Annotated in this window: 11 protein-coding genes; 8 read left to right on the top strand and 3 right to left on the bottom strand. The window is 58.9% G+C overall.

What is annotated here, in order from left to right; translation table 11 throughout:
• Positions 1-72: 72 nt before the first annotated feature.
• Positions 73-2,001: a transglycosylase SLT domain-containing protein gene (locus ABDX87_RS02290; protein WP_346831389.1), complete on the top strand. Its 1,929-nt coding sequence runs from the start codon at positions 73-75 to the stop codon at positions 1,999-2,001.
• 520 nt (positions 2,002-2,521) lie between these two features.
• Here ABDX87_RS02290 and ABDX87_RS02295 read toward each other — a convergent pair.
• Positions 2,522-3,331 (bottom strand): MOSC domain-containing protein, encoded by an 810-nt coding sequence (locus ABDX87_RS02295; RefSeq protein WP_346831390.1) that lies wholly within the window; start codon positions 3,329-3,331, stop codon positions 2,522-2,524.
• Between the two features lie 123 nt (positions 3,332-3,454).
• A complete protein-coding gene (locus ABDX87_RS02300) occupies positions 3,455-4,381 on the bottom strand; it encodes a chemotaxis protein CheV (RefSeq protein WP_346831391.1) in 927 nt (308 codons plus the stop codon).
• A 532-nt stretch (positions 4,382-4,913) separates the two neighbouring features.
• On the opposite strand from ABDX87_RS02300, the gene ABDX87_RS02305 reads away from it, so the two are divergent.
• The 3 genes from ABDX87_RS02305 (at position 4,914) to ABDX87_RS02315 (ending at position 7,453) form a co-directional block, all read left to right on the top strand.
• Positions 4,914-5,423 (top strand): hypothetical protein, encoded by a 510-nt coding sequence (locus tag ABDX87_RS02305; RefSeq protein WP_346831392.1) that lies wholly within the window; start codon positions 4,914-4,916, stop codon positions 5,421-5,423.
• 468 nt (positions 5,424-5,891) lie between these two features.
• A complete protein-coding gene (locus tag ABDX87_RS02310) occupies positions 5,892-6,797 on the top strand; it encodes a sensor histidine kinase (RefSeq protein WP_431061203.1) in 906 nt (301 codons plus the stop codon).
• Complete coding sequence (locus tag ABDX87_RS02315) at positions 6,794-7,453, top strand: response regulator transcription factor (RefSeq protein WP_346831393.1); 660 nt, start codon at positions 6,794-6,796, stop codon at positions 7,451-7,453. The genes ABDX87_RS02310 and ABDX87_RS02315 overlap by 4 nt, the downstream gene beginning before the upstream one ends.
• A gap of 155 nt (positions 7,454-7,608) precedes the next feature.
• On the opposite strand, the gene yegS is transcribed toward ABDX87_RS02315, so the two are convergent.
• On the bottom strand, positions 7,609-8,517 hold the full coding sequence (yegS, locus tag ABDX87_RS02320; RefSeq protein WP_346831394.1) for a lipid kinase YegS: 909 nt from the start codon (positions 8,515-8,517) through the stop codon (positions 7,609-7,611).
• 469 nt (positions 8,518-8,986) lie between these two features.
• On the opposite strand from yegS, the gene ABDX87_RS02325 reads away from it, so the two are divergent.
• The 4 genes from ABDX87_RS02325 to ABDX87_RS02340 all read left to right on the top strand — a co-directional run bounded on the left by ABDX87_RS02325 (position 8,987) and on the right by ABDX87_RS02340 (position 14,856).
• Complete coding sequence (locus tag ABDX87_RS02325) at positions 8,987-10,423, top strand: undecaprenyl-phosphate glucose phosphotransferase (RefSeq protein WP_346831395.1); 1,437 nt, start codon at positions 8,987-8,989, stop codon at positions 10,421-10,423.
• Positions 10,423-11,877 carry a mannose-1-phosphate guanylyltransferase/mannose-6-phosphate isomerase gene (locus tag ABDX87_RS02330; RefSeq protein WP_346831396.1) on the top strand — a complete coding sequence of 485 codons (1,455 nt, stop codon included), beginning with the start codon at positions 10,423-10,425 and terminating at the stop codon, positions 11,875-11,877. Before ABDX87_RS02325 ends, ABDX87_RS02330 begins: the two co-directional genes overlap by 1 nt.
• A gap of 192 nt (positions 11,878-12,069) precedes the next feature.
• Positions 12,070-12,843: a polysaccharide biosynthesis/export family protein gene (locus tag ABDX87_RS02335; RefSeq protein ID WP_346831397.1), complete on the top strand. Its 774-nt coding sequence runs from the start codon at positions 12,070-12,072 to the stop codon at positions 12,841-12,843.
• A gap of 18 nt (positions 12,844-12,861) precedes the next feature.
• Entirely contained in the window at positions 12,862-14,856 is a 1,995-nt protein-coding gene (locus ABDX87_RS02340; protein ID WP_346831398.1) for an exopolysaccharide transport family protein, read from the top strand.

Consider the following 14,856-nt stretch of genomic DNA (forward strand, 5'->3'; position numbering starts at 1 on the left):
TCGCGCTTCAACCCGCGCTGGCAAAAGGCTAAGCTAACGGCACTTTTCACGGTTCATCTGCACGGAAGTCTCATGCGCAGTCGTTTGTTCAGCCTTTTGTCCTGCCTGCTTCTGTCGGCCACCGCCGCCCAGTCCGTCCAAGCGGTCGATATCACCACCCAACGTCAATATTACGATCAAGCCAAACGCGCGCTGGCCAAAGGCGATGCGGGTCCTTATCGCATGTACGGCTCGGCGCTGGCGGATTACCCTCTCGAACCTTACCTGGCGTACGACGAGCTGACGGCTCGTCTGAATACCGCGAGCAACGACGAAGTCGAAAAATTCCTCGCCGATCATGGCGACCTTCCGCAGGCCAACTTCATGAAGTTGCGCTGGTTGCGTCTGCTGGCCTCACGAGGCGACTGGCAACCGTTCGTCAAGTATTACGACCCCAAACTCAACTTCGTGGAGCTCGACTGCCTCTACGGGTCTTATCAACTGAGCCATAACTTGCGCTCGGAAGGCTACGCCAACGCCGAAAAGACCTGGATGACAGGCAAGACCCTGCCAGCGGCCTGCGACACGTTCTTCGCGCAATGGGCCGTCGAAGGCCAACTGACCGAACAGAAGCGCTGGCAACGCGCCAAGCTGGCGGCCCAAGCGCGCAACTACGCGCTGGCCAACCAGTTGGTCAACAGCATGACGACACTCGCACCCCAAGGCCGTTTGCTGATCGCCGTGGCCCAGAAGCCGGAGATGGTCAACAACCAAAGCCAGTTCATGCCGGCGGACGAAGCCATGTCCGATGTCGTCGGACTGGGCCTGAGACGCCTGGCCAAGCAAGACCCCCAACGCGCGATGGAGCTGCTGGACAGCTACTCCCCGGTCCTGCACTTCTCCCATGAGGAGCAAGTGCAGATCGCCAAGGAAATCGGCCTGACGCTGGCGCGCAGCTACGATGGTCGCGCCCTTGAGGTGATGACCAAATACGACCCTGACCTGCGCGACAACACGGTCACTGAATGGCGCCTGCGTCTGTTGCTGCGCCTGGGTCGCTGGAACGATGCCTATGAACTGACCCGTCGCCTGCCTCAGGATCTGGCCACGACCAACCGCTGGCGCTACTGGCAGGCCCGCGCTCTTGAGCTGTCTCAGCCCAACAACCCGCAACTGCCGACGCTGTACCGGGCGGTTTCGAAAGAGCGCGACTTCTATGGTTTCCTCGCCGCCGATCGCATTCAGACCCCGTACATGCTGAATAACAAGCCTCTGATACTCAGCCAGGCGACGATCAACAAAGTCCGCAATGCTCCGGGCGTACGTCGGGCCCTGGAGTTCTACGAGCGTGGCGAGGTGGTCAACGGGCGTCGCGAGTGGTACCACGTCACCCGGCGCTTCAGCCGCGACGAAATGGTCGCCCAGGCCAAGCTGGCCTACGACATGCGCTGGTACTTCCCGGCCATTCGGACCATCAGCCAGGCGCAATACTGGGACGACCTCGACATTCGGTTCCCCATGGCGCATCGGGACACCCTGGTGCGTGAAGCACAGATCCGCGGTCTGCACTCCAGCTGGGTGTTCGCCATTACACGCCAGGAAAGTGCCTTCATGGACGACGCACGCTCAGGCGTCGGTGCTAGCGGTTTAATGCAATTGATGCCGGCGACGGCAAAAGAGACGGCCCGCAAGTTCAGCATCCCGTTGGCCTCTCCGGCGCAGGTGCTGGATCCGGACAAGAACATTCAGCTGGGTGCGGCTTACCTGAGTCAGGTGCATGCGCAGTTCAACGGCAACCGGGTGCTCGCTTCGGCGGCGTATAACGCAGGTCCGGGGCGTGTGCGGCAGTGGCTCAAAGGCGCGAATCATTTGTCGTTCGACGTGTGGGTCGAGAGCATTCCGTTCGATGAGACGCGTCAGTACGTGCAGAACGTATTGTCGTATGCGGTGATCTACGGGCAAAAGCTGAATGCACCGCAGCCTCTGGTGGATTGGCATGAGCGGTTTTTTGATGATTTTTGAGCGGGCCTCAGCTTGATGCGAAGGGGTGGATCATCTGGTTGATCTGCCCCTTTTTTTGGCTGGTTGGCGCTGGTTTCGTGTGAATACCCCATTGCTCTGGTCGCGCAGATACGGTTAGGCCTGCCCAAGTCGCGCTCGGCGGCGTTTGGGCCATTGATGTATGAGAAGCAAAATCAACAGCAGAAACAGAACAAAATCTGAACACAACTCTCTGGTTGACGCAGTCCCTGTACGAGCGCGCTTCCCCGCGATCTGCCGGGAACCGGCAGCAAGACCTGTGCATGCGGAGTGTCAGGCATGAATGAGTCGCCTGATTTTGCTACCGCTACGCGGCAGATCGCGGGACAAGCCACGCTCCTACGGGATTTCCGTCATTCGATACGTTTGATTTTGCTTTTCCTACGCGATAGTCCAAACGCCAAAAAAACGCGACTTGGGTGCAGGCTGAACGCAGGCCATGGATTTAAACCGAAATCCCGCGCCGAAGAACAACCCTGCGCGTGATTCGCACAACGCAACATCACTCGAGCACTTCAACCTCCATGCCAACCTCCACCACTCCCGGCCCGTCATTCACCATGTTCTGACCAAACCAGACCTCGCCTTCTTTCTCGCGATAGGTCTTGAGTGTGCTCAGCGGTTCACGGTCCTCACTGCGCTCGCCAGTGGCCGGATCGATCGTGGTCAGAATGCAACGCGAACACCCTTTGAGCAGACGAAACTCCACGCCACCGATGCGAATTCGCTTCCAGCCATCCTCCGCGAATGCCTCTGCCCCCTCCACCACCAGATTCGGACGAAACCGCAGCATCTCCTGAGGCCGGCCAATTTTTGCCGACAGGTCGTCCAGCGACGCCTGACCGATCAGCAACAGCGGAAACCCGTCAGCGAAACCGACTTTGTCCTCGACCGTGCCGTACCCGGACGGCAGCCAGCGCGCCCGCGCCTCGGGGATATGCACCATGCGCGTCGGCTTGCCGATGAACTCACTGACCCAGCGCGCCGCTTCATCGCCTGCATCGGGCACACGCAACGTGTCGCGCCAGACCGTCACACCGCGCAAGCTGGCTTCCAGCTCTTCAGGCACCGCGACATCCAGCGCCTCGATGCCCGGTGCCGACAGCGTCACACCGCCGCGGGCATTCCACAGCACGGAAAGTTGGGACATCTGCGGCAAGGCGCGTTGGGTGAAGAACCGACCATTGCTCTCATCGACCAGCATCCAGCGTCGATCACCCGTCAATCCCAACGCGTCGAAGCTGGCTTGCTGCAACGGTTCGGCCTTGCAGGATTTCAGGGGATACCGATACAGCGCACTGAGATGCAACATGAACGTGTCCTTGAAGTGATGAGCGCAAAGCCATCACTTTATACGAGGGAATGCCTCAAGGATCGGTACAGATACAAAAAAGCCCCTCCATACAGCAAGGGGCTCGAAACACGTGCGGGCGAATCAGTGGTCGAGCATCAGACGCTCGCGAACCACATCCACCAGCTTGTCCGGCTGGAATTTGGAGAGGAAGTTGTCGCAACCGACCTTCTTCACCATCGATTCGTTGAAGCTGCCGGACAACGAGGTATGCAAGACCACGTACAGACCCCGCAGACGTGGGTCGTGGCGTATTTCGGTGGTTAACCGGTAACCATCCATTTCCGGCATTTCCGCATCGGTGAAGATCATGAGCAACTTGTCGGTCATGACCTCGCCGCTGTCGGCCCAGCCCTTGAGCATATTGAGTGCCTTGAGTCCGTCGCTGGCCACGTGCATCTTCACGCCAAGCTGGGACAAGGTGTCACGCAGTTGCGAAAGCGCCACGTTAGAGTCATCGACCAGCAGCACTTCACGACCACGGGCACGCTCCAGAACCGGGTCCTCCAGCTTGTCGCGGGACACCTTGGCACTGTAAGGGACGATTTCCGCCAATACCTTTTCGACGTCGATGATTTCGACCAATTGGTCGTCGACCTTGCTGATGGCCGTCAGGTAATGCTGGCGCCCTGCACTGGTGGGCGGCGGCAGGATGGCCTCCCAGTTCATGTTGACGATGCGGTCAACGCCGCCGACCAGGAACGCCTGGACCGAGCGGTTGTATTCGGTAACGATGATGGTGCTCGACGGGCCCGGGACCAGCGGACGCATGCCGATGGCCTGAGACAGATCAATCACAGGAAGGGTTTGACCGCGCAGGTTTACCACGCCGCAGACAAACGGGTGGCGCTGCGGCATCAGCGTCAACTTGGGCAATTGCAGCACTTCCTGCACCTTGAATACGTTAATTGCGAACAATTGCCGACCCGCCAGGCGGAACATGAGAATTTCCAGGCGGTTCTCACCCACCAGCTGTGTTCGTTGGTCTACTGTGTCGAGAATGCCAGCCATCTGTTGCTCCTGGAGCAGGTTCTAGTAAGTCCGCCTACCCTTTATCGGCAGAGCCGGTGCAGACCTTAATGCTGATAAAAATGCCTGACGGCACAATTGATATCACATTAACATCATGCTTTACTGGCGTGCATCCAAAACACTGAAACTGCAGACAAACAGTGACTGTCTGTCCAATCTGCAGGCGGGTCTCAGCGTTTCCCCTAGGGGTATTCCTTAACGACAATCAGGGCAAACCTGATATTCGCGCTTTCTAATAGCCATTATTGTGACGCCATTCTCATTGAATGAATGGAGTCAGGTACGTGGTCGCGTTCGTGGAATCCCTCGATCCCCTCGTAAAACCAGTGATAACAGACCGGATTGTCTGGGCTGCGCCACGGGGTATCGCACACGACTGCACCTCGCTGACCGCAAACAAATCACAACAATCAGAAACGCCCTACAGACTTTCAATTGCCTTCAACATTAACTTTGGGCCACTCGCCCCCTGCGACCTTGAGTCGCTGTCCATGAAGAGTGGAGATTTCACATGCTGAACGGCAATGAGTGGCATCAACTGCACAGTGATTTTCTCGGCGACACCCAGCACCTGATGGGCCGCGCAGACGAATGCCTGAGTCACCTGGAACTGATCAGTGACGATAAGGATGCGATCGAGTGTCTGCTCGGCACGCTGCAACAGATCGCCGGCAAATCCGACGCGGCTCACGTCCAGGCGATCGCCAGCTTCGCCCGACAATTGCGTTACCTCTTGTACTTTGCCGGAGCGGCGGGACGCTTGCAGCCCAAAGCACTGGTGACCCTGCGCCAATGCCTGTCGCTGCTGTCGTGGCAGATCGAACTGGTCGACCCCCTCACCGGGCAACTGCCAATGGACGACAGCGAACAGCAACATTTGCTTGAGCAGTTCGGCTGCTGTTGCGGCATCGGACAGGTTGAAAGCAGCCCTGCCGTGGCTGTCGAGTGGCCCGTGCCTCTGACAGCGGCTCATTCCGAAACCGCCCTCGGCGAACGCGCCGAACGCTCCAGCGCACTCTGAGCCCTGCCCTCCGTCGCTGCGCCCTGCCGCTGCTGTTCGCCGGGGCGACCTGCCTGATAACCAGACCTTGTTGCGCTGCCCTCACTTGATCAAAATCAAACGTGACATGCCTGGGCCTTTCGGTTGCAGCGTAAGTTGGCAGGCGGCACGCGGAACTTCTGCAATACGCGACAACGTGCTTATATGTCGCGGAGGGCTTAATTAGCACTATCGTCCCAACCATAAATCCTGACTAACTGGACAACCCTTTTGCGTGCGTTATTTGCGCGCAAGGCTTAATAACGGCAGCATTTAAGGTAAGATCGGCGCCCGCGAATGAAAGCGGGAAGTTTGCGAACACATTATTCCTGTTAAAAGTCGACTCCTGGTTTTTGTACACACGTATAAAGGTGAACAGAAGCGTGCCGCTCTGTTGACCACGTTAAGTGGCCTGATACGTCCTGTTCAGGTATCCGCAGCAATTATCCGATGGCTTCATCCGCTATGCATGTCAGCAACAAGACCTTCACGTTATGGCCTATGAGCGCCAACACCGCATTTCGATGGGTAGCGATAGTCTGTCTCGGGATAACCGTGTGCAATGTCGCCGCTTTTTTTCTCGACGATGGCCTGTCATCCGCGCTGGCGCTGATTAATGTGCTCGCCTTGCTGGGCATCTGTTATTGCGTGAGTCGCCCCAGCAAGACCATACAGTTCCAGCCTCAGGAGCTGGCCGATCACATGCTGCAGGTCCAGGAAACGGAGCGTCATCGCCTGAGCCGTGAGCTGCACGACGATATCGGCCAGATGCTGACCGCCGCCAAACTGCAAAGTGACTGGCTGCAACGTCGAGCTCCCGAAGACCTGCATCCCCACTGCGCAATGCTCAACAACATTCTCGACGAAACGCTGGCCAAGGTACGAGATGTGTCGGCCATCCTGAATCCACGACAGCTGACAAGCCTGGGGCTCGAAGCCAGCCTGCGTGCACACCTGCTGCGCACGCTGGCGGACACTCCGGTGCTCTGGAGCCTGGAGTGTCACCAGCGGCTGGCGGGCATTCCTGAGGAAATGGCCGTGGCGGCCTTTCGCATCACTCAGGAAGCGGTCACCAACATGCTGCGTCACGCGCAAGCGAAGAACCTGCTGGTGCGCATCCAACGTCGTCCCGAAGGTCTGGCACTGAACATTTCCGATGACGGGCTGGGATTTTCGCCCGCCGACAATCCGGGTCAGCAAGGGCAACGCGGCATGGCGGGCATGGTCGAGCGGGCTACTCTGCTTGGCGGCCATCTCACCGTGGAAAGCGCGCCAGGCCATGGCACACACATTCAAGCCTTGTTTCCCTGGGCACCCCGCGCTCGGGAACGCGCCGACATAAGTAAGCACTCATGATCTGCAATCTTCTTCTGGTCGACGACCACGCTCTGATTCGTGCAGGTGTTCGCGCACTGGTTTCCGACATCCCCGGCTATCAGGTCATCGGCGAAGCCGCCGATGGCGATCATTTGCTGGAGATGACACTGGAATTGAAGCCGGACATCATCCTGCTCGACATTTCAATGAAGGACAGTAACGGACTGGACGCGCTGGAGCGGCTTCACAAAGCCCTGCCGGACAGCAAGGTGCTGATCCTCTCCATGCACACCGAACCGCAGATGATCATGCGGGCGCTGGAGGCCGGCGCGCACGGTTACCTGCTCAAGGACGCCACCGGCACCGAGATCGAGCAGGCCCTGGAAGCGTTGCGTAACGATGAACGCTACCTCAGCCCCGCCATCGCACACACCGTGATCAACCAGGCATTGGTCAGTGCTCAGTCGAACAAAGTGGAGCCGGTCGAGAACCACAACCTCACGGCACGCCAGCTGGAAATCCTGCGCCTGATCGTACGCGGCAAATCGACCCGGGAAATCGCGAACGGCCTGAACCTCAGCGTCAAGACCGTTGAAACCCACCGCTCGCAGATCATGAAGCGACTGCAGATCTACGACGTGGCGGGCCTGGTGTTGTTCTGCGTGAGAGAGCAGATCATCAGCCTGGACGACTGACGCTCGCGGCATTGCGCAAACGTTTGTCCCTCGTCGGCTGACCACCCGAGGCTTCGCATTAAGTTGCGAAATAGCTTGCCGGTCGATACACCCTCAGCGACTGAAAGGCTGCATCGCGAAGGCATGCGCTCCCACGGTTCACAACAAACAGCGGGTTACCCAATCCGCTTCGACTGCCCCAGCAGCGGCGAATGCGCGGGCAAGTGAATGCGCAAGGCCCCGGGACGCGCCTCGAAACGCAGGTTTTCGCCGCGCAGAGGCTCACCGTCCAGATTGATGTCCAGGCCCTCGGCGGACTTCAGCTCAACCCACGGCAAGCGTGCGCGAACGAACAGGTTGTCGATCCCCAACCCACCCTCCAGCAAGCTCTTGAGCGTACTGACAATTTCCTGTGGCGCCGGCAGAATGCTGATGTCGAGCAGGCCATCGTCCGCTAAGGCGTTGGGGCACAACGGATGCCCGCCACCCGCCTGTCGACCATTGCCAATCCCCAGCGCGAGCAGGTCGCCGCGCCAATGGAAGTCCGGACCGATCAATTCGCCGTAAGCAGCTTTCAACTCACTGAAACGCGACAGTCCCGTGAACAGGTACGCCGCGCCGCCCAGCACCTTTTTCAGGTCTTCCGAGGTGTTGGCGGTGACCTGACTGCCAAATCCTCCCGTGGCCATGTTGAGGAACATCTGGCCGTCGACAGCGCCCATGTCGACCGGCCGCGCCGGTACATCCAGCAAGTCGAGTGCACGTTCGATTTCCAGCGGGACGCCTGCAGAACGGGCGAAATCATTGGCAGTGCCCAATGGCAGTATCGTCAGACTCGCGTCGCTGTCCGCCAATGCCAGCGCCTCGGCGACATCGCGCAGCGTCCCGTCACCGCCGCCCGCAATGATCTGCGTGTGTCCGGCCGCCAGCGCTTCTGCAACCAGACGCTGCGCATCGCCGCCTTCCCACGTCAGTCGTACGTCCAGTTCCCAGCCATGCTTGCGTTTACGGTTAACGGCATCGCGAACGTCGTCGTTGAGCGCCTGTTTGCCATGAAGAATCAAGAGTGCCCTGCGCTCCGTCATACCTTTCCCTCTTCCTGTGCGATTCATTGCGTGAAGTGTTGACCTCAGCACCACGAAAAAAAGCCCTTTCAGGGATTTTTTTTTGCATCGCGGCGAAAATCGTCAAAACGCCCGCGAGCATTGGATCCCAAACCAAATCGGGTCCGGCGAACGTCTCACGCAGGCAGCGCGATGATGGCTTATGGCAGTCCTCGGCATGACAGTGACTGTTTCATGGGCTTTACTCTCGTAAGCACTCGTTTGAGGGATTTTCTGATGTGCTTTTGGAAGTGGTCTTACACCGTTTGAGAAGAAATAGGATTTTTTCCCAACGGCGGGATTGAAAAGCAGGTCAATAGGGTGCTTAATCGACAAATTATTGGCTTATTTTGAATTACCTTGCAAAAAAGTCATTAAATTGACTTTTAGACGGAATGCGGGGCGGATAGGCCAGTCATGGATTCATGGATTGAAGATGTGAGGACGATTTATGCGACTGCAACCGGTCGACAGCCTTCTGCTGACGCGAACCAGCCTGATCGAGTATTTCCTGTTCGCCGTCCGGCTGGTTCATGGAGTGACAGCCGTTCTACCCGGCATCCTGATCCTCGCGTACTGGAAAGCCGAAACACCAATACCGCCTCAAAGCTACCTGATGGTGCAGGTCTTCTTCGGCGTGGTGTGCGTGTTGATGTTCCAAGCGCTGGGGGTTTATTCGGAAAGCATTTTCACCAACCGCTCCCGCTTCAAGATGATCCTGTTCGTCTGGTCCTCTGCGTTTTGCGTGTTGTTGTTCATGCACAAAGCGATGAATCTCTTTGATTACATCACCCAGGAACAACTGATGGTGTGGTTCGTCGCCAGCCTGGTGATGTTCTGCGCCGACCGTTTGCTGCTCCTGCTGATCTACAAGCGCCTGATGGCACGTGGCTTCTTCCTGCAGAACGCAGTGATTCTGGGCGCCACCGAGAATGGACAGCGCCTGGCCGAATACATGCTGCAGAACCAGGACATCCGCTCCGGGGTATTGGGGTTCATCGACGACCGCATCGGCCGCCTGCCGAAAACCATGGCCGGCCTGCCCCTGCTTGGGAACACCAAAGACCTGGAAGTCCTGATCCGCGAGGAAAAAGTCACCCAGGTGCTGGTCGCCCTGCCCTGGTCTGCGGAAAACCGCATGGATTACATCATTCGCGAGCTGCGCAGGCTGCCGGTCAACGTCTTGCTGGTGCCGGACATGGTCGCCTTCAGGCACGCTCACAATCGCATCACCGAAGTGGCCAGCCTGCCGATGTTCAATGCCTCCGACGTCCCGTTGCGCGGCTGGTCGCCGTTGTTCAAGCGGGTCGAAGACATGGTGCTCTCGAGCCTGGCAATCCTGCTCCTCTCCCCGGTCATGCTGGTCATCGCCGCAGCCATCAAGCTGGACTCCCGAGGGCCGGTGCTGTTCTGGCAAAAACGCTATGGCTACAACAACCGGTTGATCACGGTGTGCAAATTTCGCTCGATGCACACCCATCAGGCGGACGCCACAGCAGAACAGCAGACCGTCAAGGGCGATACGCGGGTGACACGCGTCGGGCGTTTCATCCGCAAGACCAGCCTGGATGAGCTACCGCAATTGTTCAACGTCTTCGCGGGCAGCATGTCAATGGTGGGACCGCGCCCACATGCCACGGCCACCAAGGCCGCGGGCATTTTGTTCGAGCAAGCTGTCAAGGAGTACACCTCGCGTCATCGGGTCAAACCGGGCATTACCGGACTGGCTCAGATCAACGGTTTTCGTGGTGAGACAGATACTGTGGAGAAGATCGAAAAGCGTGTCGAATTCGATCTTGAGTACATCGAAAACTGGTCCGTCTGGTTCGATCTATACATCCTATTGCGCACTGTTCCGGCAGTGCTCTTCTCTCGCGAGGCTTACTGATGGGCACCCTTATTCCCTGCATTATCGCCGGCGGTGCCGGCACCCGATTGTGGCCAGTTTCACGTGAAGCGATGCCAAAGCCCTTCATGCGCCTGCCAGATGGCGAAAGCCTGCTGCAAAAGACCTTCAACCGTGCCAGCAACCTGGACGGCGTCGAAAGCCTGCTGACGGTAACCAACCGGGAAGTCTACTTCCGGACCGTCGATGACTATCGCTTGTTGAACAAGAACAAGATCCACCTCGACTTTCTGCTGGAGCCGTTCGGACGCAACACCGCGCCCGCCATCGCCGCCGCCGCGCTGCATGTCCAGGCGCTGCACGGTGACGAGGCTCAGTTGCTGATCCTTCCTGCCGATCAGCTGATCCACGACGTGGAGGCGTTCGCCACGGCGGTCAAGGATGCCCGCAAGCTCGCTGATGAGGGCTGGCTGGTGACCTTCGGCCTGATTCCCACGCGCGCGGAAACCGGCTTTGGTTACATCGAAAAAGGCCAGGCCTTGAGTGACAAGGCCTACCAGGTCGCGCGATTCGTCGAGAAGCCCGATGCGACCACCGCCAACGAGTACCTGAACGGTGGCCTGCACCTGTGGAACGCCGGGATGTTCTGCATGCGCGTCGACGTGCTGTTGCGCGAGCTGGAAACCCACGCACCCGATGTGCTGGCGGCCGTGCGTCACTGCCTTTCCCGGTGCAACAGCAAGGAAGGCAGCAACGAGCTGCAGATGGAACTGGACGCCACCACCTTCGCCCAGGCACCGGACATCTCGATTGACTACGCCTTGATGGAGCGCTCGCAGAAAGTGGCCGTGGTGCCATGCGAGCTTGGCTGGAGCGACATCGGTTCCTGGTCAGCGATTCGCGAGCTGGCCCCGGCGGATGAAAACGGCAACCAGTGCAACGGTCAGGTGGTGCTGCACGACGTCACCAACTGCTACATCGACTCCAAGAAGCGACTGGTCGGTGCCGTCGGTCTGGACAACCTGATCATTATCGACACCCCGGACGCCCTGTTGATTGCCGACGCCGAGCGCACCCAGGAAGTCAAACTCATTGCGCAGGAGCTCAAGCGCCAGGGCCATCCGGCGTACCTGCTGCACAACACCGTGACCCGGCCGTGGGGCACTTACACCGTCCTGGAAGAAGGCAAGCGCTTCAAGATCAAGCGCATCGTGGTCAAGCCCCAGGCGTCGTTGTCGCTGCAGATGCACCACCATCGCAGCGAACACTGGATCGTTGTCAGCGGCATGGCCCGCGTTACCAACGGCGAGCGCGAGTTCATGCTCGACACCAACGAATCGACCTTCATCAAGCCTGGCCACACTCACCGTCTGGTAAACCCCGGCGTGATCGATCTGGTGATGATCGAGGTACAGAGTGGCGAGTACCTGGGTGAAGACGACATCGTGCGTTTCACCGATGTGTACGGCCGCGTACCGGCTGCGCCGACGGTCTGATGAAACCCTGAACCGGCCGCGCGTGTCGCGGCTGACACCTCTTTAACGCAGCGAGGCACTCGTTCTCCCCTGAGCATTACCCCGCCCACGGCCATGCCGGGGCACTTCAGACATTGGACTTGGCGGTATCGCCGACATGATTGTTTTACCCGCAAGGGAGCCGTATTCATGCATGACAGGAGTTCTGGACCAATGAAAAATACGCTGCTGCTCGCCAGCGTACTGCTGCTGTGCGCGTGTAACACGCCCGCACGGATCGGGCTGCCGGAATCACCGGAAATCAAGGCCGCACAGGATGCAGGCCGAGCCCTGGCCGGCAAACCGCTGCCGCCTGAACGCATCCACGCCGGCGACACCCTGCGTATCGTGCGCAACACCGGCGAAGCGCCTTCGATCTCGGCGTTCACCGCCAACTCCATCTATGAGCTGACGCTGTTCCCGGTGCTCAACGACGGTACGTTTTCCTACCCGTACATCGGTTCAGTGAAAGCGGCCGGGTTGACCGTGCCGCAGCTCACCCAAGTGCTGGAAGACAAGCTTGCACCGGTCTACCGGGAAACCGCGCTGACCATCAACATCAGCCAGGCGCCCAGCAACATGGTGTTCGTGGGAGGCGCGGTGCGCAATCCGGCCAACCTGCCCGTGTCGGTGGTCACCAACCTTGAGCAGGCGCTGGTGGGGGCCGGGGGTATTAACCCGGATGCCGATGCGCGCCTCGTCGCGTTGCTGCGTCAGGGCGACGACGGCCTCTACAAGACGTATTTCTTCGATTACAGCAAGCTTCTCTACGCGGGCAGTGGAGGCCCGACGGCGCCGGTGTTGTTGCAGCGCGGTGATGTTGTGTTCGTCCCCAAATCCGGGGTCGGCAACAAGATCGACGGCGTGAATCTGTACTTCAACCAGTTGATCCCCTTCTCGAAATCGTTGGGCTTCGGTGTGAATTACAACCTGCGCGACAACAACTAATCGGAAGGGACCGCCGACATGATAACCATCCGCTCATTCCGCGATTTATTGCGCCTGTATTTCATCTTCCGACGCGAGGTGCAGATCACTGTGGTGGCGACGTTCGCGATCATCGTGCTCGGCGCATTCCTTTTGCCTAACCGGTACGAATCCACTGCCCTGTTGCTGGTCAAGCCTGGCCGTGACACCAGCACCGTGCCGATCGAACTCGCTGACCGGCAGTCGATCGCCGTGCCGAGTGCCCTGCGCGACCCCTTGCTCGACGAAGAGCGCATGCTGACGGGTCGCCCGATCATCCGGCTGGTCGTGCAGCAGTACATGGAAAAGCTGGCCGATGCACCGAAGCCCTCGGGCGTTTTCGCCACGATCAAAAACGCCCCGGGCGAGGTGTTCCGCGCCATCGTCAATGTCCTTCGCAGTGGGTTGGAAATGCTCGGACTGGTCGAGGCCCGCTCGCCGGAAGAGCGCCTCGCGGAAGACCTGGAAAAGAATTTCAAAGCCAGTCACGAACCGGGCTCTTCGGTGATGGAGCTGACCTTCACCTGGAACGATCCCGAGGTGGCCCAGGCGGTGTTGAAAAGCTGGGTAGATGAGTACGGCAACGAGCGTGCCCGGACCCTGGGGCGGGTAAACCTCTACGCGTTCTACGAACAGGAGGTCAAGGACACGCAAGCCAACATTCTCTCTCACAAGCACGACATCCAGACCCTGCTCGACCAGTTGGGCACCGTGAGCATCAATCAACGGCTGGCCGACATCGCTCAGGGCCTGAATGACCTGCGCACCGAGCGCAACAACACCGCCCGTTCCATTGCCTCGACCAAGGCCGGGATGGACAAGATTCAGGAGCAGATCAACAAGCAGACCCGGCTGATCAGTTCAGGCAAGGAGCTGGCCCTCAACCCGAGCCGTCAGGACTTGCAAAACCGCATCAACAGCAAGGAAGTCGAGCGTCAGGAACTGTTGCGCTCGTTCAAGGAAAGCGCGCCTCCGGTCCAGGCGCTGGACAATGAGATCAAGAACCTCAAAGCACTGTGGGCCAGTCAGGCAACGACCGTGCAACGCTCTGAAAACATTGCGCCCAATCCATTGTTCACCCGCCTGCAAAACATCCTCAACGACCAGCAGGCCAGTTACACCCGGCTGCTGGTGCAGCGAGAGCAACTCGACGCACAACTCGCTCAACTGGAGAAGGACCGGACCCAGGCACTGGACCTCGAACCCAAATTCTCGCGGCTGCAAAACGAGCTGAATGCCGAGGAAAAGAACTTCATTCTTTACACCGACAGCCTGGAAAAGGCACGCATCGACCGCGAGCTGGATAACAAGCGCATCAGCAACATTGCGATCATCGAACAAGCCACGCTCAACCCCAGCCGGGTATTTCCGAAAAGCCTGTTGATGTTGCTGCTGGCCATTCCGTTGAGTCTGGGTGTAGGCCTGTTAGCCCTGTATCTGTTCTACCTGCTGGACCAGCGCATCCACGACGGCGACAAGATCGAAGCGCAGTTCGGGGTGCCGTTGTGGACCAGTCTGCAGGACACCAGCATCGCGCAGCCGCATCGCAACAGCGCCTTCATCGCCAGTCTGTATCGCCTGTACAGCGTGCTGCCGCTCAACCAGGTGCCCGAAAAAGGGCTCAGCATCGGGCTGACATCGGCGCACTCGGGCGAAGGGGTGAGCTTCGTCGTCGAACACCTGCGCACGCTCCTTGAAGAGCATGGCCACAGCGTCCGTGTGGGGGATGGACGCGCGGCACAACCCGGTGAAATCCAGCTGATCGCTGCGTCCGATTTCTATTCGAACCAGCAAGCCTTCGTGCACTTGCGCGATGCCGACCTCATCGTGCTGGTGGTCCGGGCAGAAAGCTCCACCGTACCGATGCTGCAAAACGCACTGACGACGCTGACGACCGCGTTCAAGCATGTCGACGGCATCATTCTCAATCGTCGTCGCTTTGAAATTCCGGAAGGCGTCCTGGCCTGGATCGGCCGTTTCCGGAGGCAGCATTAA

The organism is Pseudomonas abietaniphila (assembly GCF_039697315.1).
Taxonomy (GTDB): domain Bacteria; phylum Pseudomonadota; class Gammaproteobacteria; order Pseudomonadales; family Pseudomonadaceae; genus Aquipseudomonas; species Aquipseudomonas abietaniphila_B.